Here is a 23388-nt window from a genome sequence, read left to right as displayed (position 1 = left end):
CCGGTCAGGCTGCGGTGAGGCGGTGCTCCTCCCACCGCTTGGACATGTCGGCGAGGTCGCCGACGATGTGTCCGAAGAGTTCCTCGATCTCCGCGATCCGCCTGCGCCGCGCGTCGTCCGCGCCGGCTTCGTCGAGCACGTCGAGCCCGAAGCGGAAGATGCGGTGGTACTCGGGCCAGCTGGCGAAGGTGTCGGAGACCGCCTTCGGATATCCGTCGTCGACGAGCCGGTATCGGGTCTCGCCGCCCGGTGCGTCGATACGCCGGTAGAGGCCGGCGAGCGTCAGCTGCTCAATGAGCTGTTCGATCTCGTCGGGGGTGGTGTCCACCGCGGCGCAGATCTGTGGGAGGGTCTGCTCGACGGGATCACTGATGATCATCCACGCCATCACCCGGCCCTTCTCCCAGGTGACGCCATGGGCCTCGTGGTAGTGCCGGGCAACCCCGTCCACGAAGGACCGCTCCGCCTCGGTCAGGGTGTCGTACTGCTTGTACGTGGTGCTGGTCACGTGTCCCGCCCTTCGGATCGGCAAGTCGGCGGTCACAGAGGCCGAACTCGGGGGCGCTCGCCCTCCGGACCGGCGGCCCAGCCTGGCCGACGGGAGCGGCGCACACCCCCGGAGCGCCCCCAGCAGCGACCCCAGTCCTGTTCACCGCCCGGTCGGCGCCCCTCGCGACCACGCCGGTACGGCACGGGCGTCGGGAGCGGCACCGTATCCGTACGGCCGTCCGGAGCCAGGTGGACATGGACATGGGTCCGCCCGAGCCGGCGCGGGGGACGGCTCGGGCGAACGGGACCTTGGCCGGGGCCGGGCGGTTCACGACGTGGCGTCGCGCGCCTGGCGGCACGGCTCGCAGCCGTCCGGCGTGGGCGGTCGAACGGCGGGGATCACTCGCGGCCCGCCGGTGGCGCGCCGCCTACGCGGAGCAGCGAACGGCTGGAGTGTCCGCGGCTGCCTCGGAGCTCAGGACGCGTGAGAGCTCGGCCCGTTTGGCGATTCCCAACTTGGCGTATGCCTGGCTCAGGTGCCATTCGACGGTCTTGACCGTGACGAACAGCGCCTGTGAGATCTCGCGGTTGCTCAGACCGGCCGCCGCCTTGTACACCACCCGCTCCTCGGCGGGGGTGAGGGACGCCCTGTCCTGGCTGGCTCTGGCCAGTCGCACGCCGGCGAGACGCAGTTCGGAGCCGGCCGTCGACTCCAGCGCGTGGGCACCGATGCGATGGGCCAGTTCCATACCTGCCGTCAGCCGCTCCCGGGCGACGGCGCGACGGCCGATCCGCCGCAGGGTGGCGCCGAGCGCGACCAGTACCCGCGCGTGCTCAAGCAGGTAGGGGGTGGGGGCGAGCAGGCAGTCCGCGCGTTCCAGCATCGCCACTCCCGCCTCCCCGCCGACGATCTCACCCTGCGCCCCGAGCGCGACGGCCAGCGGCCGGGCCGCGCCGAACGTCTTCGCTCCCTCGACGGTGTCGGCAGCCAGTTTGCCCGCGGCCCGCGGCCCGGTCGTGACGGCGAGCGCCCTCACCGCGTCCGGCAGGCAGTCGATATCGGCCGAGGGGTATCGCCAGCCCTCCTTCCTGGCCCGGTCACGGCACTCGCTCAACTCCCGCAGCCCCGCCTCGAATTGGTCCTGTCTTATGAGCAGCCGCGCGCGGGCCAGACGCAGCGGTACGAACAGGGCCGACGCGGGCACCGGGCCGTCGAGGCCGTGGTGGCGCAGAGCCTCCTCCGCCTCGCGGGTCCGGCCGCGCTCGACAAGACAGTGGACGAGTACCGCGGCCGACAGCGGTACGCACGCTGTCATCAGCGATCCCTTCTCCTGCCGGTTCAGCAGGCGCCGGACCGTTCCCTCGGCCTCTCCCAGCCGTCCGGTGTCCAGCAGAACCTGGGCCAGCAGGCTTTCAGCCGCCTCGGCGGTGAGTACCTGCCCGGCGTCCCGGGCGCCGCGTACAGCGTCGCGGAGTGCCACCTCGGCCGGTTCGGCGGCGTCGCACTGGGCGAGCACCCACGCGGTGAGCATCGTGCCGTTCAGTTCGGCGTCCTCCCGGCCGCCGCCGGGGTCGCCCTGTGCGAGCGCTCCGGTGGCCAGTCGGAGCACTCGGCTCCGGGGGAACCCCCGTGCGAGCGCCTCGACCGCGGCGTGGGCACGGACGACGAACGGCCCGGAGCGGCCCGGCACACGATGGCCGGGAGCTACACGGCCCAGCACCGCTGCGACCCTGCGGGCGGTCTCGGACGTACCGGACGCGTCCGACAGCCGAAGGAGGGTGAGGGCATCTTCGTGGCGGGCCGAAGCGGCCAGTGCCAGGGCGAGTTCGAGCCTCAGCCGTTCCCGGGCGAGCGAGTCCCGGGTGCGGTGCAGCGCCTCTTTCAGGTGCTCGACGGCCGATGGCTGCCGGGCCCGCAGTTCCGCCGCGCCGAGCTGCCCCAGAATCCACGGGTCGTCCTCGGCGGCGGGGTCGGCCAGGGCTCTGCGCAAGTAACGAGCGGCCTCCTGCGGCTCGGACCTGCGTACAGCGTCCAGCGCCGCCGCGCGCAGCGTGCGCACGGTCCACGGGTCGCCGCCGGGTTCGGTACGGCACAAGTGCGCCGCGACGGTGGGAAGTTCGCTGCCGGTGGCATGCAGGCAGCGCGCGGCCCGGTGGTGGGTGTTGCTGCGGGCTTCGGACGACATGTGGGCGTAGAGGACCTGTCTCACCACAGAGCGCTGGAAAGCGTACGGGCTGCCCGCGCCGAAGATGTCGGCGTCACGCAACGCGCTCGCGGCCCGCAAGGTCGCCGACTCGTCCAGTTCGGCCACGTCCGCGCAGTGGCGGGGCTCGGCGTCCTGCTCCAGGACGGCGACGGCCCCGGCGAGGGCGACGGTCTCGGTGGGAAGTCGGTGGAGTTGACGCAGTACCTCCTTGGTGAGGCGGGCGGGGGCGAGTTGGGCGATCGCCGGGACCGCCGCCTGCTCGGGTTCGATCCCCTGGTGGTCCATCTCGTCGAGGATTTCCTTCAAGTGCAGGGGATTGCCGGCGCTCGCGGTCAGGCAGGCCGCCGCCGCCTCGTCGTGCGGGGGCCTGCCGAGACGTGCGGTGATGGTCTGCCGGACCGCGTCCGGTCCGAGCGGGGCGAGCGCCGCGTGCCGCGCCACCGGCGAGCCGCCGACGGAGAGCAGTAACTCCTGCGCCTGCCCGGGGGCGGCTGGAGTGCCACCGGCGCGGGTCGTACCAGGGGTGCTGGCCAGCACCAACAGCACACCACTGCCTTCGAGCCGGTTCACGAGGTAGTTGACGAAGCGCAGTGACGGGATGTCCGCGTGGTGCGCGTCGTCCAGGAGGAGCAGGAGGGGATCGGTCGAGCAGAGATTCCTGCACAGCCAGTGCAGTCCGTGCAGTCTTCGATACAGCCGGTCGTCGTCCTGCGGGCCGCCTCCGAGTCCCTCCGGGTCCGCGTAGTCGAAGATGGTGCCGGCGAGAGACGCGGGACCGGCGAGCGGATCGCCCTGGTCACCGTACCGCTCCGCGTTCAGGCAGTGGTCGAACAGCTGGCGGACGACGGCCCAGGGAAAGCCCTGCTCGAACTCGTTCCCCCGGGCGTGCAGGATCTGGAAGCCGTCCTTCTCCGCCTGCCGTCGCGCGGCCGCCAGAAGGTGAGTCTTCCCCGCACCGCGGACGCCCTCGAACATCACGAGCGCGCCCTCACCGGCTTGAGCCCGGCGCATCCCCGCACGTACCAGGCCCATTTCATGATCGCGTTCCACCAGCAGAAATTCCTGCCGCATCCGCCAACCCCCTCTAACGGAAACCTGAAATGACCGGCACGTTCTCCTCGGAAGGGAAACCGCTAGTCAAGCCGGCCACAGTTCGGCAAAACACGGCACCAAAACTCAGACAATGGAAATAACGACGCGCTTTTCCGCCCCAGAAATTTCCACCTGTTTACGCAAGAATCATCCGCAACCTAGCATCGACGTCACGGCCATCTCCAGCACACCGGCATCAAGGGCGCGTCAATAAAACCGAACCGGGAAATGTTTCCGAAAAGGACGAACCACCCCTTGCCGCTCGTGATCAGCAAGGAGTGGGGTCCGTCTCTCGGTGGTACCGCCGGGCGGAACGCGTCAGGCGACTCGCAGCGAGACCGGAAGCTTGTCGAAACCCACCATCTGGGGCGGAACGGCCCAGGCCAGATCGCCGTCCCGGTCGACCGATATCTCCTTGAACCGGTCGAAGAGTACGTTCAGCACGAGCCGGGTCTCCAGACGCCCGAGCGCGTTGCCGATGCAGTGGTGCGTGCCGAATCCGAACCCGAAATGGCGCCCCTCGCTGCGGCGATGGATATCGAAGCTCTCAGGTTCGGGGAACTGCCGCTCGTCCCGGTTGGCCGAGCAGAAACTGGCTGCCACGTGCTGGTTGGCCGGGATCATCACGCCCCCGACCTCGACGTCCTTCGTGGACGCCCGCAGCCCGGTGGTGATCGGTGGCCGATGGCGCAGGACTTCCTCGACCGCCTGACCGATCAGTCCGCGGTTCTGGCGGAGTTCGGCCTGCGCGGCCGGGTTGAGGTCCAGCAGGTCGATCGAGTTCGCGATGGTCATCGTCGTACTGATGTGGCCGCCGGCGAACATCACGTTGGCGAAGTTGACCGTCTCGTCCTCGGTCAGCCGGTCCCCGTTCAGTTCGGCGTTGGCAAGCCGGGTGAGCATGTCGTCACCGGGCTTGTCCCTCCTCTCGCGTACACGCTCGCGAAGGTAGGAGATCGCCTCCTGTTGAAGCTCCCCCAGCGCTTCGAGGAATCCCTCCTGCGCCATTTCCTCAGGGGTGACATTCATAACCTTTCGCGCCCAGTCATAGAAAAGGACGCGATCCTCCGCAGGCAAGCCGAGTATCGCGAGAATGACGGCTATCGGGACGGTGTACGCGAGGTCGGCGACCAGGTCGACCTGGTCCCGGTCCCCGATCTCGTCCACAATCTCATTCGTCAGCCGCACAATCTCCGGCTCGTAGGCACCGATGGAGGCGGGAGTGAAGGCCGTGCCGAGAATCTGCCGTACCCGGGTGTGACGCGGCGGGTCCATCTGCGGCAGGCTCTCCAGACCCGACTCGGGAAATCCCATACGGTGCATCTCGGAGGAGAAAGTACCGGGATTGGTGAGCACATGACGGGCTTCGGCGTACCGGTAGACCACCCACCAGCCCGTGGTGGGGTCCCGGTGGACCGGGTGCTCGTCGCGCATCATGCGGTACCAGTCGTAGACCGCCGGGTCGTTCACATTCGGTTGCGGCGGAATCTCAAGCCCTGTTACGGACACCCCATCACCTTTTCACCAGACGACACGGATCGGCGGGTCGGTCGATGCAGCCTCGCGGTACGGCCGCCCCGAACGCACCCAGGTCTCCCCCAGCACCCACCCCAGCAGTGATGCCGGGGTGGGCCTGTGTTCAGCTGTTGATGTCGCGGCGGTTGAACCGGCTGACGCCCAGCCCGAAGAGCACCAGAGCGGCGGCCGCGAGCACGAACATGTCGACCCACTGGAAGCCGTGCCGCAGTGGCTGCCCGCCGATGTAGTAGTGGAACGGCGAGACATAGGCGAGCCAGTCCGCGCCGATCTGCCCCGCGAAGGCGTGCAGGGTGTACGACACCACACCGATCACGGCACTGCCGACCAGGACGGCCGCCTTCCGGCCGACAGCGGCACCGAGTCCGATGGCGAGCGCGCCGAACAGGATCGCCAGCAGGGAGAGGCTGAGGCACTGGGCGAGGAATTCGACCGGTGTGACGCTGGTCAGTTCGGCGCTGTCACGGATCGCCAGAAGCGCCACCCACACGAGGAGGCCGACCCCCACCGCGCCGGCGGACAGGGCGCCGAACCGTTCGGCGGCGACCTGGGTGCGCGTGACGGGGTGGGCCAGCAGCAGGTCGAGCTGGCCGGACTCCTCCTCGGCCGCGACGGCCCGGGTACCCGCCGTCACCCCGTAGATCATGGCGAGCAGCGGGAGGACGATGCCGAAGACGCTGGCGTGCAGATAGCCGGCCGCGCTGGCATCGATGTTCAGCCCTTCACGCAGGGCCTCGGGAAGACTCGCGGTGTTCTCACGCTGCGAGGGGTAGGTGCTCCCGTAGACCATCCCTACCAACGCGATCCCGACCGCCCAGCCGGTGAGACTGCGGCGTCCGTCGGACAGGTACTTGGCGAAGATGGCGGCGCTCATCAGTAATCCTCTCGGAGTTCGGTTCTCGAACGGTGACGGCGCTGCCGTCAGGCGGCGGGGGCGGTCTCGGTACGGGGCGCGTCCTCGGCGCCCGCGTAGTAGCTGTGGAACAACTCCTCAAGGGCCGGCTCGGTGGCCCGCAGACCGGTGACCGTGTGCAGCGCCAGGGCCTTGACGAAGGCATCCGGACTGCCGGAGATCTGACCCGTCAGGGTGGTGCCCGCCTCGTCCAACGCCAGGCGGTCAAGACCGGGCACTTCGCTGAACTGCGCCACCGAGACGGGGCTTTCGAAGGTGACCTCGACGTCACGGACCGCTCCGGTACGGAGGTTCTCGACCGTGTCGACGGCGGCGAGGCGACCGTCGCGGATGATCCCGACGCGGTCCGCGACCGCCTCCACCTCGCTCATGATGTGGCTGGACATGAAGACGCTCTGACCGCCCTCCCTCGCCTCGGCGACCATGTCGAGGAAGGTCTGCTGGACGAGTGGGTCGAGTCCGGCGCTGGGCTCGTCGAGGATCAGAAGCTCGGGGGTGTGCATGAACGCTTGCACGAGACCGACCTTCTGCCGGTTTCCCTTGGACAGCTTCTTGATGCTGGTGCTCTGGTCCAGCCCCAGCCGCTCCGCCAGTTCGTCGATTCGCGCCTGCGGGACACCGCCACGCAGCCGCCCGAGGAATTGGAGATATCCGCGGACGTTCTGGCGGCCGTCACAGACGAAGTCGCCCGCCAGATAGCCGACTCGGGCCCGCAACGCGAGGCCGTCCGTCCGGGGATGCAGCCCGAGGACGGACACATGGCCGGCGGTCGGCCGGATCAGGTCCAGCAGCAGCCGGATCGTGGTGGACTTGCCCGCCCCGTTGGGCCCCAGATACCCAAAGACCTCGCCTCTGCGCACGTCGAGGGTCAGACCGGTCAGGCCACGGCGGGTGCCGTAGGTCTTCGTGAGCTCGTGTAGCTCAATCACGTTTGCCATTGACACAACGTATCGAACTTTCAGAGATCTGTAAACATTCGGAGCTTTCAACCCCCGCGTATGATAAGAACTCGTCAAGAGGAGGCAGCGATGGACGACAGAGACGCACAACTGCGCGAAGGCGCCGAACGGCTGGCGCTGACGCTCACGGAAAGCGGCATGCAACGGACCACGGCGCGCGTGATGACGGCACTGCTGTTCAGCCAGCAGGAGACCATGACGGCGGCCGACCTCTGCGAGGAACTCAAGATCAGCAGCGGCGCGGTGTCCGGCGCGGTCAAGCAGTTGATCCCCACCGGCATGATCGAACGGGTGCCCGCGCCCGGCAGTCGCCGCGACCACTACCGCTTTCGCGACCACGCGTGGGCGACGCTGATGGGCAACCAGAACACCTTGCTCGACAGTATGTGGAACGCCGCTGCCGAGGGCATCAAAGCCGCGGGCAAGGAGAGCGTCGCGGGCCGTCGTCTTGACGAGATGCAGGACTTCTACGGATTCATGCAGCGGGAGATGGCCGCCCTCATCGACAAGTGGCGTGAGGGGTACGACGCCGGGATGCGCTGACTCGCCGCCGACGCAATGACGTCACCCCGCGCCCAAGCACCTCACAGCCAACCCTGACGCACATCCCCACCCGACGTCGGGAGACTCCGGCTCCCCGCCTTGGGTGATTCGGCGAGCACGGTTGTCCGCAGCTAATCAACTGAGAGCGTCGACAGCTGAAGCGACCGGCGCTGTCGGCGGCAGAGCCCACCACCTTGCGAGCACCCCGTGCGGGGCAAACCCGGGTCGCTTCCGGGCCAGAGCCCCGCTGGCTCGGTCGCACACCCGATGTGTGGTCGATACCGAGCGCCCTGGCCGCCTTGGGGTCGTCTTCGTCGCCGAGTCTCCGCTCGGCGAGCCCCGGCGGGACGACCGCGGTGCTCAGGCTCGCGAATCGGCGCGGTGCGGCGAGCGGACAAGGACTCGTGCAACACCGCGCCGAGGTGCTGCTCGCCGAATCCCGCGTCGAGCCGACCGTCGAGGCCGGCTGCAAGGCGTGGCGGGCCAGTGATACTCGTACTACGACGGCGTCATCGTCACCGTCCCGGGCAAGCTGGACGTCGACCACATGGTGCCGCTCGCCGAAGCCTGGGACGAAGGCGCCAAAGACTCGGCACCGAAGCGGCGCGAGGCGTACGTCAACGACATCAACGTCGAACGGTCGCTCGTGGCGGTCACCGCGAAGACCAACCGGTCCAAGAGCGACCAGGACCCGGCCCACTGGCTGCCCTCGCTCGCCGACACTCACTGCCGGTACGCCGCCGACTGGATCGCCACCAAGCTCCGCTGGGACCTCACGGCCGACACCCGCGAGATCAACGCGCTGCGGCATCGCCGCAGGCTGCTGACACCAGACGGCGGAGTACGAACCCGCCGCGTAACCACCGGGCGAAACGGTGTGGCCCCGCTGGTCGTCGACCAGCGGGGCCACACCGTTGCACGGCGTCCTACTCCGGGCGGACGGCGACGTCCAGCTCCGCGCCGTCTCTCAGAACCGATGTCCGCGGCGGTCGAGCAGATCAGTCACCGATGAAGTGCAGATAGCCGGCCCGGTGGATGGCCTGTTTCGCGCCGTCGATCACCTGCTGTACGACGGGATTCTGTTCGTTCTCGGGAAGGGATTCCAGCTCTCTCACCAGTCGGCGCAACTGGATGCAGTTGAAGAGGGTGTCCCCGTACTTGTTCACGCCATTGAGCAGACTCTCTTCGGGCGCCGACTCACAGACGCCCATGAAGGAAGCTTCCTTGTCATCCGTGAAGGCGCTCAACCTGCCGTGCCACAGGTCCTCCACGTAGATACCGAGTCCCATTTCTCCCTCTGCGGATCAGTGCGGGTACATGGTCACGACGTCGCTCGTCGGGCAGGCGTAGATGTGCGGTTCAGAGGCACTGTGCAGCGAATACAACAAGCGCCTTCTAAGCGCTCGCTCCAGAGACACGCCGACGGCGGTTCCACTGACGAGGGTGACCGCCACCGTACGACGGGTAGCCGTTCCGCGTCTCCGAGTGGCTTGCCATCCTCGGTCGTCCCGAAGGGAGACCGCCACCTTGGCCCGCTGCGGATCGCGGCCCACGGCGTAGCGGCTGCGATCCTCGGTCGCCACGAGGGGTGGCCGAGGATCGCAACCACAAGCCGCCGCCCGACCTCTCCGGTCGGGACGGGTGGTGGTCGCCCACTCAGCTTGCCGCTTAAGGCACCCTCCTCGTCGTCCGTAGGCTCCTCCCACCGCCGCATGGCGCTCTCGATCAGATGGTTGGCGTGATCTCGCGCCTCCGCCAAGAACTTCGCGTAGTGGCGGAAGAGGACCTGAATGCTCTGCCGACGTTCGACAGCAGCCCGAGCAGGTAGGAGAGTGGGGTGGCCCGCGCCTCAACTCGGCCGAAGCGTCCCGCGATCCGAGCCATGACTTGGTCGAACATGGTTGGCCGCCGGGCAGGGTCTATGCGCTGGCCTGCGGCCGCTTCGTGATCTTCAGGAGTCCACACAACCCCTGATGATCACGCAGTTGCTTGACCCGTTCCCAGCCCGGTCCGGTCCGGTCCGTGTCAGGGTTGCAACTATCCGCACTGCGATTCCCGGCGGGCCCGCCCGCGTGCGCCCCGTCGCCAGCAGGGAATCCAGACCTCAGCGCGGGTCCTTGCGCATGCACCATGTGTGGGGGCCGCCGTCGGGGAGGGTGACAGCAGCCGTGGCCCGGAAGCCGAGCCGCTCGTAGAACCGCACGTTCCTTTCGCTGGAGGTCTCCACGAACGCCGGATACCCGGCGTGCCCTGCCTCCTCGATGCCGGGAACCAGCACCGCACTGCCAAGGCCCCTCCCCTGCGCTTCGGGGGAGACGGCCACCGTGCTGAGGAACCACGCCGGCTCCTGCGGCCGGTATGGAGCAATAGCCTGCTCTGCGGATTCGTAGGCGGCCTGCCGATCGCCGGTCAGTTCGCCGAGCACCGGGGCGACCTCGGCGAAAGCAGGCGAGGGATCCTCGTCGGGAGTGGCCCACACGGCGACAGCGCGCCCTTCGTCGGCGACCCACACGCGGCCGTACACCAGGCCGATGCGAGTGAGACAGACTTCCTGGAAGCGCCGGACCCGTTCCTCATGGCTTTCTTCGGCGATCACGTGCCGGGTGAAGGGGTAGTCGGCGAAGGCTCGGGCGAGTGTGTCGACCGAGGTGGGGATGTCGGTGTCGGTGATGGGACGTACGACAGGGACGTTTTCGTGGTGTGCCATGTTCACCGAATCATCTTGTCAGCAGGCAAACGATTGAGCCGCCCGGCCTCGTTGTCAGCCTGAACACGCGGTCCGGGAGCCGTCACCCTGCCGCAAGATCGCGAAGTCGTACTGGAGTACTAAGTGCAGATACGGGCGTTGAGGCGCTCAAGGCCGGACACCAGGGGGCGGTCGACCGTGGTGCCCATCAGTCCCGAAGCGCTGGGATGACGTCGGCTCCGTAGGCGTCGGTCGCCTTGGCGTCGTTGCATGTCATAGAGGGCGAACTGGTCGACGCCGAGGCCCGCAGCGCCTTCAGCTTCTGGATGTGCGCCTCGGCCGCGAAAGCGGTCGATGACCTCGTCTGGTACGAAGTTCCCGACGGGTTCCCGGTCCGGCCGTGGTGGCTGTACTCGTGGCCCCGGCGCTGCTTGACGTAGTCGGTCAGGGCGCCGCGGCGCCCTCACAGGCCACCGGGCCCGCAGCACTATCGCCAGCCGGCTCCTCAACGCGCGCCCCCTCACGCCTGGCGCTCCCCGATAGGCGAGAGCCAAGGTCACGTGGGGCAACCGGTCGCTGTGGAGTGCAAGGTTTCCCGGATAGAGCTCGATACGACGGGCAGGACACCTCGGATGAAGACGTGCAGAAGCCGCCCGCTGCGAGATCTGACAGGAGGGGCCGTGGCCCATGGGACAGGTGGGAAACGGTGAGCGCGCGGTGGGCGCCGCGCCGGTTCGGTGCGTGGGCGCGCGTCGCCGGGAAGGTCGCGGGCGGGGTGGCTGTGATGACCGCGGTGGCGTTCCTCGTCGTTCTCGGGTATGGGTTCGCCCGTACAGGACTTGACGGGCTGAGCAATCCCTCCCAAGGCGCCGCGCGTGAACGATCGGTCGACGGAGTCGTCCTGGCGAAAGACAGAGTGAGCGAGCCCCAGGGAAGTAGCAGCACGAGGATCGAAGTGCGATTCACCACGGACGCCGGAACGTCCTACCGATTCTGGGAAGCCGGCGATGCGAACATCGGCGACACGATCCCTGTCCACTATGAACCGGGGCGTCCCGAGACGGCGAGCACCCACTCCGTGACAAGCAACAGCATCATGTTCGGTATTCTCGCCGTGTCCGGGCTCGCGCTGGTGCTCCTTATGCCACTCCTGGTACTCAGGCTCGGCCTGGAGAGTCTCCGCCACGTCGGGCAGGCAATACGGAAACGATCGGCCGTGGGATGACGACGCCGTACCCGGGAATGTCCCATCTCACAAGCTTCTGCTCGGCCAGGAATGACGCCTGAAGCACCGGCTCACGCACCAATGCGGTTCTGCAAGACCTCGCCTCCCGCAGCGCGGGGCAGCGCGCTCGGGGATGTGTCACAACACCCCACCAGCCGTACGCGCTAGAACACATGTCACAAAGCGAACTTAGACGGCGTCCTATGTGGTGATCACTCGTTGGTCCGCTCATGGGGCGGGGTACATGGAGTTGGATTGTTCCGGACGGCTTGTGGGAGCTCCGCGCATGGCAGACCTGCAACCAGAACACCGTGGGCCGGGCATCTTCGAGCGGCTTCGGAGACCCGAGCAGGAGCGAGTAACGGCTGACCAGGCAGACCAAATAATCCACTCTCTTCGAGCTCAACTTCATCGGCACCCGAACACTCAGTAACCAGATCACGGAATGTGTGCCAGAACCTGCTTGGACCGACAGAACCCCTCGACAAGGTTCATCGTTCCAGCTCAGAAGGCACTTTCGTATTTCCTCCCCGCTTCCGGCCTCATCTCAACCGAAACGGCGAGGTTTATCAATGCAAAACCAACTACGCTGTACGGGCCCGTCAGCAGGTAGGCCATCGCCGACAGCGAAGCGCCCACGCGACCGGCGCCCCCGTCGCACACCGTACGGGACGCCGTTGATTCGGAATTGAGATTGAAACGTTCAATCCTTCGCTCCACTTCAAGGGTATTGACCTCGCGTGCAAGTGGCCTTAACTTCCCTGAAGCACAGTTGAAACCTTTCATCACATCGCCCGACGACAGACGGAGGGGTCTCGATGAGCGACGACAATGGCACACAGGTCTCGCGCAGGCGAATGCTTCAGTTGGCCGCGCTGGCCGCGACGAGTACCGGTGCGGCCGGCTTCTGGCAGCCGGTCCATGCCGCGACGCCCGGCGGTTCGGGGGGCTATTCCGCAGTCCGGTTCGCACGGCCGGGCACCGGCAGCATGCCGATGGTCCTGTGGTTCTGGAACGGTGCCGTGACGCGCGAGCTGGTGGATGAGAGCCTGGCGGACCTGCGCGACAAGGGCGTGACCGAAGTGCTGGTCTTCCCGTTCGACACCCCGGCGCTCAAGCCGTCGTTCTTCACCGAGGCGTGGTTCGACCTCATCGGGTACACGCTGCGTGAGGCGAAGCGGCACCGGATGGTGGTGTGGCTGTTCAACGACGACTTCTTTCCCAGCGGCCGGGCCGGCGGGCTGGTGGTCAACGGCGGCACGGTCGGCATCCGCACCTACCAGCCACGCCCCGATCTGCGGGCCAAGTGCGTGGTCAGAAGCACCATGGAGATCACCGGCGGGACCGCGGTAAAGCTCACGGGCCAAGGGCTCGCGGTGGCCGACGGGAGGCTGATCGTGGATGCCGCCGCCTACGACGGTGTGCGAGTGCTCAAGGAGGGCACCGCCTGGAGCGATTACACGGTCGCCGCGAGAGTCTGGGTCGAGCGGGCCACCGCGGGTCTGATGGTGCGTTGTGCGGATCAAAAGAACGGCTATCTGGCGGACCTGCGCTCGGACGGTGGGGTCGACCTATGGCGGCAGAAGGGCGGCGCCTTCACGCTGCTGCACCAGGGCAAGGCCCAGCCCGCGTTCGATGCGGACGCCGAGCACGAATTGGCCGTAACCGTGCTGGGCGACACCATCACCCCGGCGCTGGATGGCACAGGGCTCACCTCGGTGACCGACACGACGTTCGCCACCGGCACGGTCGGGGTGCGGGCCACCGCCACGCAGCGCTCGTCGTGGGACAACCTGAGCGTCGCCGGCTCCACCGGTGCGGAGTTGTTCGCCTCCGGCTTCGACACCCCCGACAGCGTCGACGCCTTCAAGACCCCCGACGACCTCGACGCGCCCGTCGCCGCCGCGGCCCGGCCCGCCGGTGCCGGTGCCGGTGCCGGGACGATCGCCAAGATGATCGATCTGACCGAGGCCGTCCAGGGCTCCGGGGTGTGGCAGGCGCCCGCGGGCAAGTGGCAGGTGGACTTCTACAGCCTCCGGCTGCTGGCCGATGCCAGCGGTCCGTGGCGCAACTACCTCGATCTCCTCGACGACGAGGCAGTGAAGTTGTACCTGGACATTGTGCCGGGTGAATACGTGCGAAGGTTCGGCTGGGCCGTGGGCAACGTGCTGCGCGGCTTCGCCGACGACGAACCGTTCGTGGCCTCCGCGGACGCGGCCTGGGCACGGGTACCGTGGTCACCAAGCCTGCCTGGGGAGATCAAGAAACTGAGCCCGAAGGCCGGTGTGGGGGTGGTGCTGTCCGCGGTCCACGACGACCTCGGGGACGACGGCGGCGAACTGCGCGGGGTGTTCTGGCGCGCCGTATCCAACCGGTTCGCCGACGCCTACTACCGGGGCATGGGCACGTGGACGGGTGAGCACGGGCTCCAGGTCATCTCCAACCCGCTGTGGGACGAGTACGGCCCGGCCGAGCAGATCAGGAGCACCGGAGATCTCAACACCGCCCACCAGTGGGTCCAGATACCGGGTACCGATCTCATCTTCGACCACTACCAGCGCGGCTACCATCGGATCCTGCCGCGCTGGCCGGCCAGCACCGCCCATCAACGAGGGCTGGAGCGCGTATACCTGGAGGCCATGGGCGGCGCCGGCTGGCAGGTCACACCGGCCTTCACCCGCGAGGTGATCGGGGCGTTCGCCGTCCGCGGCATCAACCAGGTCCTGCTGCACGCCCGCTTCTCCGACTCCGGCAACCTCGTCTACCCGCCGCCGTTCCAGCCGGCCAATCCCTGGTGGGACCTGTCCGCGCCGCTGAATGACTGGATCGGCCGAGTGGTGGAGGCGACCCGGGCCACCGCCACCGCCCGCACCGCGCTCATCCAACCCCAGCGCGCTGCCGAGTGTTTCCAGGACACCTCAGGGCAGGACGACATCAACGAGGCGTTCATCGCCGCGGCCCACGCCCTCGAAGACGTCCAGGTCGACTTCGACTTCCTCGACGAAGGCGCGCTGGACGGCGACCCGGCCCTGATCGAACACGCACACCCGCGCCGTTCCCGTCTGGTTGTCGGAGCTCAGCAGTACGCCATCGTCGTGCTGCCGTACACCCCGATGCTGTCCCTCGGCGCGGTCAGGACGCTCACCGACTTCGTGGACGGCGGCGGAATCCTCGTGGCGGTGGGCGAGTTGCCCGAGCGTGAGCCCTCCGGCCGCACCGACCGGCTCGCTCGTGCCCTGGGCAGGCTCTTCACCAGTCCCCGGGCACACCGGGCCACCGACCCGGCCAAGGCGGCCGAAGTGGTCGCGGCATCCGGCGGCGCCGCAGCCACGCTGTCCCCCGCCACCTCCGACGTGCGGGCACTGCGCCTGAAGCGCGCGGGCGAGCCGGCCTTCCTCGTCACCAACGAGAGCGACAAGGCCGTCTCGGTAACAGCGACCTTCCCGGCACTCGGGGCACCGCAGATCTGGGACCCGGACACCGGCGAGGCCACCCCCGCCGGCGTCTGGCGCAAGAAGGAGTCGGGCACGGCCGTCCCGCTCCGGTTGGAGACCAGGGCGACACTCCTGGTCGTCTTCCGCACCACCGGTGGCGAACCCGCGCACGCCATCGAGGCCAACGCGCCCGTGGAGAAGGTGACCGTTGACCACGACACCGTGACCGCCACCGTGCGGGTCTCCTCCGCGACCACCGTCCGCGTCACCGCCGTCGACGGCAATCGGCGATACACGGGTACCCACACCAGCAGCGACCCACTGACCGCGATGCCGCTGGACGGCGAATGGAGTTTCCGCTTCGACCGCGACGGCACCGAGAGCATCAGCCGCCCGCTGGGCCCGTGGACCGACCTGGATGCCTCCCACTCCGGCTCCGCCGTCTACCAGCGGGACGTCACCCTCGGGGCGCGGGACCTCGCCGGACGCCGCTGGCAGCTCGACCTCGGCCAGGTCCGCGACGTCGCCGAGGTCACCGTCAACGGCGGACGACTGCCCAGCCGGCTTTGGCCGCCCTACCGTCTCGACGTCACCGACGTCCTGCGCACCGGCACCAACACCATCCGGGTCCGCGTCACCAACACAGGCGCCAACGCCCGCGGAGACACGCTCCCCTCCGGCCTCCTCGGACCGGCCTTCCTGCGCCCCGAACGCCTCATACACATCCGTCTGTCCCGCCAGCCACACCGGTCACACTGACGGGACATGGCGTGTGCCCTGTCCGGAGCCCTGATGGCGAACGAGTCGGCCTGTGGCCTGGGCCACTAGTGCTCGGCGTTGTCTTCTTCCTCGCCGGGCAGCAGGGCCCGGCCGGGGCGTTTGCGGTGCGGGACGACGAGGCCGGTGATGATGTAAGCGCCGTCGGCGAGGACGGTCACGCCCTGGCACGGCTGGGCCAGGCCGGATTCCCGCCAGGCTTTGGCATCCGCGGTGTTGCCGGGCACCGGACGGGCTGCGGCGATCACCAGCTTCGTGTCGGCGTCGATGATGACCTGCACGTTCGCAGAAAACCGGTAGTTGCGTGAGGATGCTCCGGTCGTTCGGTCACGGACCGGGACGAGGGTGCCGTCCACGATCCACAGCCGCTCGAACTGTCGCATCCTCAGCCTGGCGAATGTCTCCACCCACGCCGGCTCACCCCTCAACACCCCACGCCCACAAGTGAAATGCCCCAATCGCAGCCTTCTGCAACACGCATCAGGGAGGGTATCGAGTCGTGATCAACTTTCAGGACCCGTGCTCTGGGCGGGGCCTGGACTGGTAGATCATCTTGCGTGACGCGAGTGCGATTGACGGGCGCGGAACGGAGGTTCATCGAGCCGTACCTGCCGATCGGCGAGTACGGACCGTAGCCTGAGCGGCTACGTAGCAGTTCGAGGGCGAAGATCACTGCCGCAGGCGCGGCGCTCACCGCCCACCTCGGCGTACTCCGCTCGCTGCCCAGCCCGATCGTCATCACCCGGTGACGCCGGTCGAGGGCACCCGGTCCCCAACTGGTCCCCAATAATGACCAAGGGCCGGTTTCGGATCTCTCCGAACCGGCCCTGATCTGCGACTCTTTCGAGTCGGGACGACAGGATTTGAACCTGCGACCCCTTGACCCCCAGTCAAGTGCGCTACCAAGCTGCGCCACGTCCCGTTGCCCGTCTGACCTGGAGTTTCCCCCGGCCGAACGCGCATGAGAACGATACCGCACTCCGGCCGGTGGTCACGAACCGCTTTCTCCGTTCCGCGACCTCGGCGAGCGGGAGACGCCCCGCTCGGCCACACACTCGCCGACGCGCTCGGCCTCACGCTTGACCTCAAGTTTGGTTGAGGTAGCACGGTGGTCCGTATGACGACATCGACGACCACGTCCCACGGCTACCGCGAGCTCGACCGGCTGCTGTCCCTGATGACCGGCGACGAGAAGCACGGTTCGGCCGCGACCTCCACCCTGGACGCGATCTGGGTGCTCTACGACCGGGTGCTGAACGTCTCCCCCGCGACCGCCGACGACCCGGCACGCGACCGTTTCCTGCTGTCGAAGGGGCACGGCCCGATGGCGTACTACGCCGTCCTCGCCGCCAAGGGCTTCTTCCCCGAGTCGCTGCTCCCCGGCTTCGGCTCGTACGACTCACCGCTCGGCCATCACCCGGACCGGCTGCTCGTGCCGGGGGCCGAGATCGGCAGCGGCTCGCTCGGCCACGGGCTGCCGCTCGCCGTCGGGAGCGCGCTCGGGCTGCGGGCACAGGGCCGTACCGGCTCCGACGTGTGGGTGCTCATCGGGGACGGCGAACTGGACGAGGGCAGCAACCACGAGGCCATCGCGTACGCGGGCCCCGCCGGTCTCGAACAGCTGCACACGCTCGTGATCGACAACTCGTCGGCGGCGCACGGCTGGCCCGGCGGGATCGAGTCCCGTTTCACGGCGGCGGGCTGGTCGGCCGTGACCGTCGACGGGCGGGACCACGAGGCGCTGTACGAGGCGTTCACCGCGCCCCACCCGGGCCGGGCCAGGGCGGTCGTCGCCCGTGTCGAAGCCCGCTCCTGACCACCACTCACTTCTGACCGACCCGGAGGTTTTCTGATGGACACCATGCGTGAGCGCTTCGCCTCGACCGCGTCCCGGCTGCTGGACGAGGACCCGCGGCTCGCCGTCGTACTCGCCGTGATCGGCCACGACGGCTTCCAGGAGGCCGAACGCCGTCATCCGCACCGGGTGATCGACGTCGGCATCCGTGAACAGCTGCTCGTCGGCGCGGGCGGCGGGATCGCCCTCACCGGGATGCGGCCGATCGTGCACACCTTCGCGAGCTTCCTCGTGGAGCGCCCCTTCGAACAGGTGAAGCTCGACTTCGGGCACCAGGGCGTGGGTGGCGTACTGGTGAGCGCGGGAGGCTCGTACGACTGGCCGGCCGGTGGGTTCACCCATATGTCGCCCGGCGACGTGGCGCTCCTCGACACGCTCGACGGCTGGACCGTGCACGCACCGGGGCACCCCGACGAGGCCGAGGCCCTGCTGCGGCTGGCCGCGAAGGGCGACGACCGGGTGTACGTACGACTCTCGGCGCAGACCAACGCGCGCGCCCTGCCGGTCACCGGCGCCGGCTTCCTGACCGTGCGCGAGGGGAACCACGGCGCGGTGGTCGCCGTCGGGCCGATGCTGGACAACGTCCTCGCGGCGACGGAAGGGCTCGACACGACGGTGCTGTACGCGCCGACCGTCCGCCCCTTCGACGGTGCCGCGCTGCGCCGGGCGGTCGGGGACACGGGCGCGGCCGAGGCGGTGATCGTGGAGCCGTACCTCGCCGGGACGTCAACGGCGGCGGCCGACGAGGCGCTGGCGGACGTACCGCACCGAGTGCTCGGGCTGGGCGTGGGGCGGCGCGAACTGCGCAAGTACGGGGAGATGGACGAGCACCTCACGGCGCACGGCCTGGACGTCCGGTCGCTGCGCGCACGCGTCGCCGGCTTCCTGACGGGCGTCGCGTGACGGACACTTCCTGACGGTCACTTCCGACGGGCACTTCCTGACGGGCGCTCAATCACAGAAGTGGGCGGCACATACAGCTCACCGGTGCGGATATTGGCCGATCGGACGGGATGACGCCGGTACCGCCAACTCCCCTACCACAGTGGACGCTTCCGACCCATTGACCCTCCGGAAGCGGGGAACCTACGCTATGCGGCGTACTTAAGAAAGCGCTTTCTTCCCATTCGTAGCCGCCACCTGCACCGGGAGCGCCCGTGAGTAGCCGTCCACCAGACCGATCCCTCCTGCGCACCGGCCGACCGCGAAGGGCCCTGACGCCCTTCACCGTCGTCCTGGCCCTGCTCGCTCTCGTGCTCGGACTCGGGGTCGCCTCGCCCCCTCCCGCGGAGGCCGCGCCCTACCGGGTCCTGGTCTTCTCCAAGGTCACCAACTTCGAGCACGATTCGATCCCGGCCGGCATCGCGGGAATCAAGAAGCTCGGCGAGGAGAACGGCTTCGAGGTCGAGGCGTCCGACGACGCGAGCGTCTTCAGCGACGCGAACCTCGCACGCTTCCAGGCGATCGTCTTCAACAACACCAACTCCACGCCGGAGTCGGGCGATCTGCTGGACGCGCCCCAGCGCGCCGCCCTCCAGAAGTTCATCCGCGCGGGCGGCGGCTGGGTGGGACTGCACGCCGCGTCCGCGAGCGAGCGTGACTGGGACTGGTACGAGGGCCTGACCGGGGCCATCTTCGACAAGCACCCCGCGATCCAGACCGGCCGCGTCAAGGTGCTCGACCAGGCGCACCCCTCCACCAAGGACCTTCCTGAGCTGTGGGAGCGCTCGGAGGAGTGGTACAACTGGCGCGTCAACCCGACGGGCAAGGTGCACACCCTCGCGCAGATCAAGGTGAACGACGGCATCACCGGGCTGGACGAGGGCGTCGACCACCCGTGGTCGTGGTGCCAGAACTACGACGGCGGCCGTTCCTGGTTCACCGCCGGCGGCCATGACTCCTCTGCCTTCCAGGAGGAGAACTTCCGCAAGCACCTGCTCGGCGGCATCCAGTGGGCGGCCGGCAACAAGCCGGGCGACTGCTCCGCCACCAAGACCGGGTCCTTCAAGCGGACGCAGCTGGCGACCGACCTCTCCGACCCTTACGAGCTGGCCGTGACGCCCGACCGCCGGGTGCTCTACATCCAGCGCACGGGCAAGCTCCAGGTCCTCGACCAGACGACCCAGGAGACCACCACCGCGCTGGACTTCGAGTACAGCCTGAAGATGACGGAGCAGTCCGACGGGCTCATCGGGCTGACGCTCGACCCGGACTTCGCGACGAACAACTGGCTCTATCTCCTGCACTCCGACAAGGCGAAGAAACAGCTGAACCTGTCGCGCTACACGCTGTCGGGCAACACCGTCGACCCGGCGTCCGAGAAGCTCCTGCTGGAGATCCCGACCGACCGCGACGAGCAGCGCGCCAACGTGCACATGGCGGGCTCGCTCACCTTCGACAAGAACGGCGACCTGTACATCGCGACCGGTGACAACACCGACCCGTTCGTGTCCGACAACTTCACGCCGATCGACGAGCGTGCGGGCCGGCAGGTGTTCGACGCGCAGCGCAGCTCGGCCAACACCAACGACCTGCGGGGCAAGGTCCTGCGGATCACGCCGAAGGACGACGGCACGTACGCGGTCCCGGAGGGCAACCTCTTCGCACCCGGCACGGCCAAGACCCGTCCCGAGGTGTACGCGATGGGGCTGCGCAACCCCTTCCGTATCACCACCGACCCGAAGGACGGCGCGCTGCTGATCGGTGACTACGGTCCCGACTCACGGGCGGTGGACCCGAACCGCGGACCCGAGGGTACGGTCGAGTTCAACCGGGTTCCCAAGGCGGCGAACCTCGGCTGGCCGTACTGCATCGGCGCCAACTCCCCGTTCAACGACTACGACTTCGCGACGAAGGTCTCGGGGGCGAAGTTCGACTGCGCGAAGCCCGTCAACGAGTCGCCGAACAACACGGGTCTGCGCGAGCTGCCGCCGGCCAAGGCCGCGACCGTCCCGTACCAGTACTCCGGCTCGCCGCTGTTCCCCGAGGTCGGCGGTGGCGGGGCGCCGATGAGCGGTCCCGTCTACGACTACGACCCGGACAACCCGTCGCCGACGAAGTTCCCCGAGTACTTCGACTCGAAGTGGTTCAACTACGAGCTGGGCCAGAACTGGTTCAAGACGTTCTCGATCCAGCGGAAGGACCAGTCGTTCAGCGACCCGCGCTTCCCGCCGGCCAAGGCGGGGGACATCCAGTCGATCAACAAGATCTTCACGGACATGAAGTTCAACCAGCTCTTCGAGGCCGACTTCGGCCCGGACGGCTCGCTGTACGTGATCGACTTCGGGATCGGCTCGGGCGCGGGACGTACGGGTGTGATCAACCAGGGCACCGCCATCTACCGCATCGACTACGTCGGTGACGGCGAGCTGCCCACCGCCAGGATCACCGCCACCTCCGACACCGGGCCGGGGCCGCGCAGTGTGAAGTTCTCCAGCGCAGGTTCCGGCTTGTCGGGGGGCAAGCCGGTGACGTACGCCTGGGACTTCGACGGCGACGGCACCGTCGACTCGACGAAGGCCAACCCGAGTCATATCTACACCGACAAGGGTGTCTTCACCGCGCGGCTGACGGTCACCGGCGGCGACAAGCTGTCGGCGCAGGCGGTCAAGGAGATCACCGTGGGCAACACCCGGCCGGTGGTCACCATCCAACGGGCCCCGGACGGCGGCATGTTCAGCCTCGGCGACACCGTTCCCTTCACGGTGAAGGTCACCGACCGCGAGGACGGCAAGGGTGCCGAGATCGACTGCGAGCGCGTCACGGTCGAGGGGCGGCTCGGTCACTCGACGACGCTGCATCCGGTGCAGTCCAAGAAGGGCTGCGCGGGTGAGTTCACCGTCCCGACGACGGACGAACACGCGAATCAGGATCTCTTCTACCGGGTCACCGCCAGCTACAAGGACGACGGCGGCGACGACACGAGCGTGCCCGCGCTGACGGGGACCGCCACGTCGAACCTCAGGACCTCCTACCGCGAGGCCGAGTTCTTCAGCGCCACCGGCGGCGAGAACGGCGGCGTCACCGTGGGTGCCCGTCCCGAGGCGTCCGGCGGCAAGCGCGTCATCGAGGTCGAGCACGGCGACTGGGTCGCGTACGACCCGGTGAATCTCACCGGGATCGACTCGGTCACCGTCGGCGCGTCGTCGGGCGGCACGGGCGGCACCGTCGAATTCCGCAACGGATCGCCGACCGGCCCGCTGATGGGCTCGGTGACCGTGCCGAACACCGGCGCCTGGACCAACTTCATCTCGCCGACGACGCATCTGCGGCCGGTGGGCGGCACGGTGAAGATGTACGCGGTCTTCCTCAACCCCGACTGGAAGCCGGACGGGCAGGACGTGCTGTCGATCGACTGGCTGCACTTCAACGGCCGGGGAGTCGAGAAGAAGCCGGGCACCACTGTCACGGTGAGCACCTCCAAGGAGGAGGGCGCGGCGCCGCTGGCGGCGGAGCTGACCGGCACGGTGACGCTCGCCGAAGGCCGGAGCGTCGCCTCGTACCGCTGGGACTTCGGCGACAACACGAAGCCCGCCGGTCAGCAGGGCGCGAGCGCGACCCACACCTACGCACGGCCGGGCGCCTACACGGCGCATCTGACGGTCACCGACGACAAGGGCGACACGACGACGGGCGCCGTCGAGATCAGCGCGCGCTGAATCCACTCAAGCCGGATCAACATCAGCCGCGTTCAAGCGGGTTGAGAGTCCGAGAGACTGAGAGAGACGAGGTCACGTGAGGGTGAACGGCACACGAAGAGCCTTTCTGGGTACGGCGGCGGCGGGGCTGGCCGCGGTCGGACTGGCGTCGACGGCGGGCACCGCGCAGGCGGCGGAGTCCGGCCGGCACCACGACCCGCGATGCCGGCGGCGGATCCCGCGCGGGGGCATCGGTATGCACCTCTACACGATGCGGTCCGTCCTGGAGACGGCGTTCGAGGGGACGCTGGAGCAGCTGGCGGACATCGGTTACGCGACGGTCGGCGTGAGCGGGCGGTTCGGCCGCGACGCCACGCAGTTCCGCCGGGTGCTGGACGATGTCGGCCTCAAGGCGGTGCTGGAGCACGTCGGTTACGCCACGGTGGCGGGCACCGGCCTCCAGAAGGCCGTCGAGGACGTCCACACGCTGGGCGGTGAGTGGGTCGTCGTACCGAGCCTGCCGACCCAGATGCACACCCCCGCGGGCTACCGCGAGGCGGCGGCGGCGATGAACCGGGCGGGGCGCGTGGCACGGGAGTCGGGCCTGGGCCCGGTGCTCTTCCACAACCACGACGCGGACCACAAGGTCGTCGAGGGCGAGGTGCTGTACGACATCCTGCTGAACGAGACCGACCCCGAGTACGTCGGCTTCGAGCTGGATGTGTACTGGGCGGCGAAGGGCGGCGCCGATCCGCGCCGGCTGTTCGTCGAGGAGGGCCCGCGCTTCCCGGCGCTGCACGTCAAGGACATGGCGCCGAACGGCGACTTCGCGGACGTCGGCTCCGGCGTGCTGGACTTCGCGGAGATGTTCGAGACGGCGCACCGGGGCGGCGTACGGCAATGGCTGGTCGAGCACGACTCGCCGAAGGACCCGATCGCCACGGCGCGCAACAGCTACCGCCATCTGTCGAGGCTGCGGTACTGATACGGCTCCGACAACGAAGCCGCACCCCTCGTCCCGGCCGCGCGGCCGGG

15 protein-coding genes, 1 tRNA gene and 2 pseudogenes are annotated in these 23388 nt (G+C 68.4%); 8 read left to right on the top strand and 10 right to left on the bottom strand.

Translation table 11 applies throughout. From position 1 onward, the window contains the following. Positions 1-4 precede the first annotated feature (4 nt). From BHU15_RS17750 to BHU15_RS17730, 5 genes are all read right to left on the bottom strand, one after another. A complete protein-coding gene (locus tag BHU15_RS17750) occupies positions 5-508 on the bottom strand; it encodes a hypothetical protein (RefSeq protein ID WP_069628088.1) in 504 nt (167 codons plus the stop codon). Positions 509-917: 409 nt separating this feature from the next. Further along, complete coding sequence (locus tag BHU15_RS17745; protein ID WP_079128210.1) at positions 918-3767, bottom strand: helix-turn-helix transcriptional regulator; 2850 nt, start codon at positions 3765-3767, stop codon at positions 918-920. A 339-nt stretch (positions 3768-4106) separates the two neighbouring features. Then, entirely contained in the window at positions 4107-5258 is a 1152-nt protein-coding gene (locus BHU15_RS17740) for a cytochrome P450 (protein ID WP_069628086.1), read from the bottom strand. 169 nt (positions 5259-5427) lie between these two features. Beyond that, positions 5428-6198: an efflux permease Rv1217c-related protein gene (locus tag BHU15_RS17735; protein ID WP_069628085.1), complete on the bottom strand. Its 771-nt coding sequence runs from the start codon at positions 6196-6198 to the stop codon at positions 5428-5430. Between the two features lie 47 nt (positions 6199-6245). Further along, positions 6246-7175: an ABC transporter ATP-binding protein gene (locus BHU15_RS17730; RefSeq protein WP_069628084.1), complete on the bottom strand. Its 930-nt coding sequence runs from the start codon at positions 7173-7175 to the stop codon at positions 6246-6248. Positions 7176-7265: 90 nt separating this feature from the next. Between BHU15_RS17730 and BHU15_RS17725 the strand changes: the two genes are divergently transcribed. Continuing rightward, positions 7266-7739, top strand: a complete 474-nt coding sequence (locus BHU15_RS17725) for a GbsR/MarR family transcriptional regulator (RefSeq protein WP_069628083.1) — start codon at positions 7266-7268, stop codon at positions 7737-7739. Between the two features lie 547 nt (positions 7740-8286). Continuing rightward, on the top strand, positions 8287-8751 hold the full coding sequence (locus tag BHU15_RS42285; RefSeq protein WP_069628082.1) for a GmrSD restriction endonuclease domain-containing protein: 465 nt from the start codon (positions 8287-8289) through the stop codon (positions 8749-8751). Here the strand turns inward: BHU15_RS42285 and BHU15_RS17715 are convergent. The 3 genes and pseudogenes from BHU15_RS17715 to BHU15_RS42280 all read right to left on the bottom strand — a co-directional run. Next, entirely contained in the window at positions 8738-9028 is a 291-nt protein-coding gene (locus tag BHU15_RS17715) for a hypothetical protein (RefSeq protein ID WP_069628081.1), read from the bottom strand. The two genes, BHU15_RS42285 and BHU15_RS17715, sit on opposite strands and share 14 nt — an antisense overlap. Positions 9029-9843: 815 nt before the next feature. Further along, positions 9844-10446 (bottom strand): GNAT family N-acetyltransferase, encoded by a 603-nt coding sequence (locus tag BHU15_RS17710; RefSeq protein WP_069628080.1) that lies wholly within the window; start codon positions 10444-10446, stop codon positions 9844-9846. A gap of 187 nt (positions 10447-10633) precedes the next feature. Beyond that, positions 10634-10876 (bottom strand): annotated as a pseudogene (locus BHU15_RS42280) (TIGR03842 family LLM class F420-dependent oxidoreductase); the annotation flags it as partial. 324 nt (positions 10877-11200) lie between these two features. Between BHU15_RS42280 and BHU15_RS17700 the strand changes: the two are divergent. Both BHU15_RS17700 and BHU15_RS17695 read left to right on the top strand, forming a co-directional pair. Beyond that, complete coding sequence (locus BHU15_RS17700; protein ID WP_135068231.1) at positions 11201-11650, top strand: DUF3592 domain-containing protein; 450 nt, start codon at positions 11201-11203, stop codon at positions 11648-11650. Positions 11651-12468: 818 nt separating this feature from the next. Beyond that, on the top strand, positions 12469-15843 hold the full coding sequence (locus BHU15_RS17695) for a glycosyl hydrolase (protein WP_069628077.1): 3375 nt from the start codon (positions 12469-12471) through the stop codon (positions 15841-15843). A 68-nt stretch (positions 15844-15911) separates the two neighbouring features. On the opposite strand, the pseudogene BHU15_RS17690 reads toward BHU15_RS17695, so the two are convergent. Together BHU15_RS17690 and BHU15_RS17685 are read right to left on the bottom strand one after the other, a co-directional pair. Further along, positions 15912-16232, bottom strand: a pseudogene (locus BHU15_RS17690) (transposase); the annotation flags it as partial. 477 nt (positions 16233-16709) lie between these two features. Then, positions 16710-16783 (bottom strand) — tRNA-Pro (locus BHU15_RS17685). A 195-nt stretch (positions 16784-16978) separates the two neighbouring features. Here BHU15_RS17685 and BHU15_RS17680 point away from each other — a divergent pair. From BHU15_RS17680 to BHU15_RS17665, 4 genes are all read left to right on the top strand, one after another. Then, complete coding sequence (locus BHU15_RS17680) at positions 16979-17677, top strand: thiamine pyrophosphate-binding protein (RefSeq protein ID WP_069628076.1); 699 nt, start codon at positions 16979-16981, stop codon at positions 17675-17677. A gap of 36 nt (positions 17678-17713) precedes the next feature. After that, positions 17714-18619: a transketolase family protein gene (locus BHU15_RS17675; RefSeq protein ID WP_069628075.1), complete on the top strand. Its 906-nt coding sequence runs from the start codon at positions 17714-17716 to the stop codon at positions 18617-18619. Positions 18620-18873: 254 nt separating this feature from the next. Beyond that, positions 18874-22374, top strand: a complete 3501-nt coding sequence (locus BHU15_RS17670; protein WP_069628074.1) for a ThuA domain-containing protein — start codon at positions 18874-18876, stop codon at positions 22372-22374. 82 nt (positions 22375-22456) lie between these two features. Then, on the top strand, positions 22457-23338 hold the full coding sequence (locus tag BHU15_RS17665) for a sugar phosphate isomerase/epimerase family protein (RefSeq protein WP_069628073.1): 882 nt from the start codon (positions 22457-22459) through the stop codon (positions 23336-23338). Positions 23339-23388: the final 50 nt, after the last annotated feature.

This window comes from Streptomyces niveus, from assembly GCF_001723055.1.
In the GTDB taxonomy this organism is placed as follows: domain Bacteria; phylum Actinomycetota; class Actinomycetes; order Streptomycetales; family Streptomycetaceae; genus Streptomyces; species Streptomyces niveus.
The sequence above is the reverse complement of the archived record's forward strand: the minus strand, read 5'-3'. Positions and strand labels throughout refer to the sequence as shown.

Coding starts and splice junctions, on each gene's coding strand:
- BHU15_RS17680 (WP_069628076.1), top strand. CDS start 16,979: ATGACGACATCGACGACCACGTCCCACGGCTACCGCGAGCTCGACCGG.
- BHU15_RS17725 (WP_069628083.1), top strand. CDS start 7,266: ATGGACGACAGAGACGCACAACTGCGCGAAGGCGCCGAACGGCTGGCG.
- BHU15_RS17710 (WP_069628080.1), bottom strand. CDS start 10,446: ATGGCACACCACGAAAACGTCCCTGTCGTACGTCCCATCACCGACACC.
- BHU15_RS17675 (WP_069628075.1), top strand. CDS start 17,714: ATGGACACCATGCGTGAGCGCTTCGCCTCGACCGCGTCCCGGCTGCTG.
- BHU15_RS17745 (WP_079128210.1), bottom strand. CDS start 3,767: ATGCGGCAGGAATTTCTGCTGGTGGAACGCGATCATGAAATGGGCCTG.
- BHU15_RS42285 (WP_069628082.1), top strand. CDS start 8,287: ATGGTGCCGCTCGCCGAAGCCTGGGACGAAGGCGCCAAAGACTCGGCA.
- BHU15_RS17735 (WP_069628085.1), bottom strand. CDS start 6,198: ATGAGCGCCGCCATCTTCGCCAAGTACCTGTCCGACGGACGCCGCAGT.
- BHU15_RS17715 (WP_069628081.1), bottom strand. CDS start 9,028: ATGGGACTCGGTATCTACGTGGAGGACCTGTGGCACGGCAGGTTGAGC.
- BHU15_RS17730 (WP_069628084.1), bottom strand. CDS start 7,175: ATGGCAAACGTGATTGAGCTACACGAGCTCACGAAGACCTACGGCACC.
- BHU15_RS17695 (WP_069628077.1), top strand. CDS start 12,469: ATGAGCGACGACAATGGCACACAGGTCTCGCGCAGGCGAATGCTTCAG.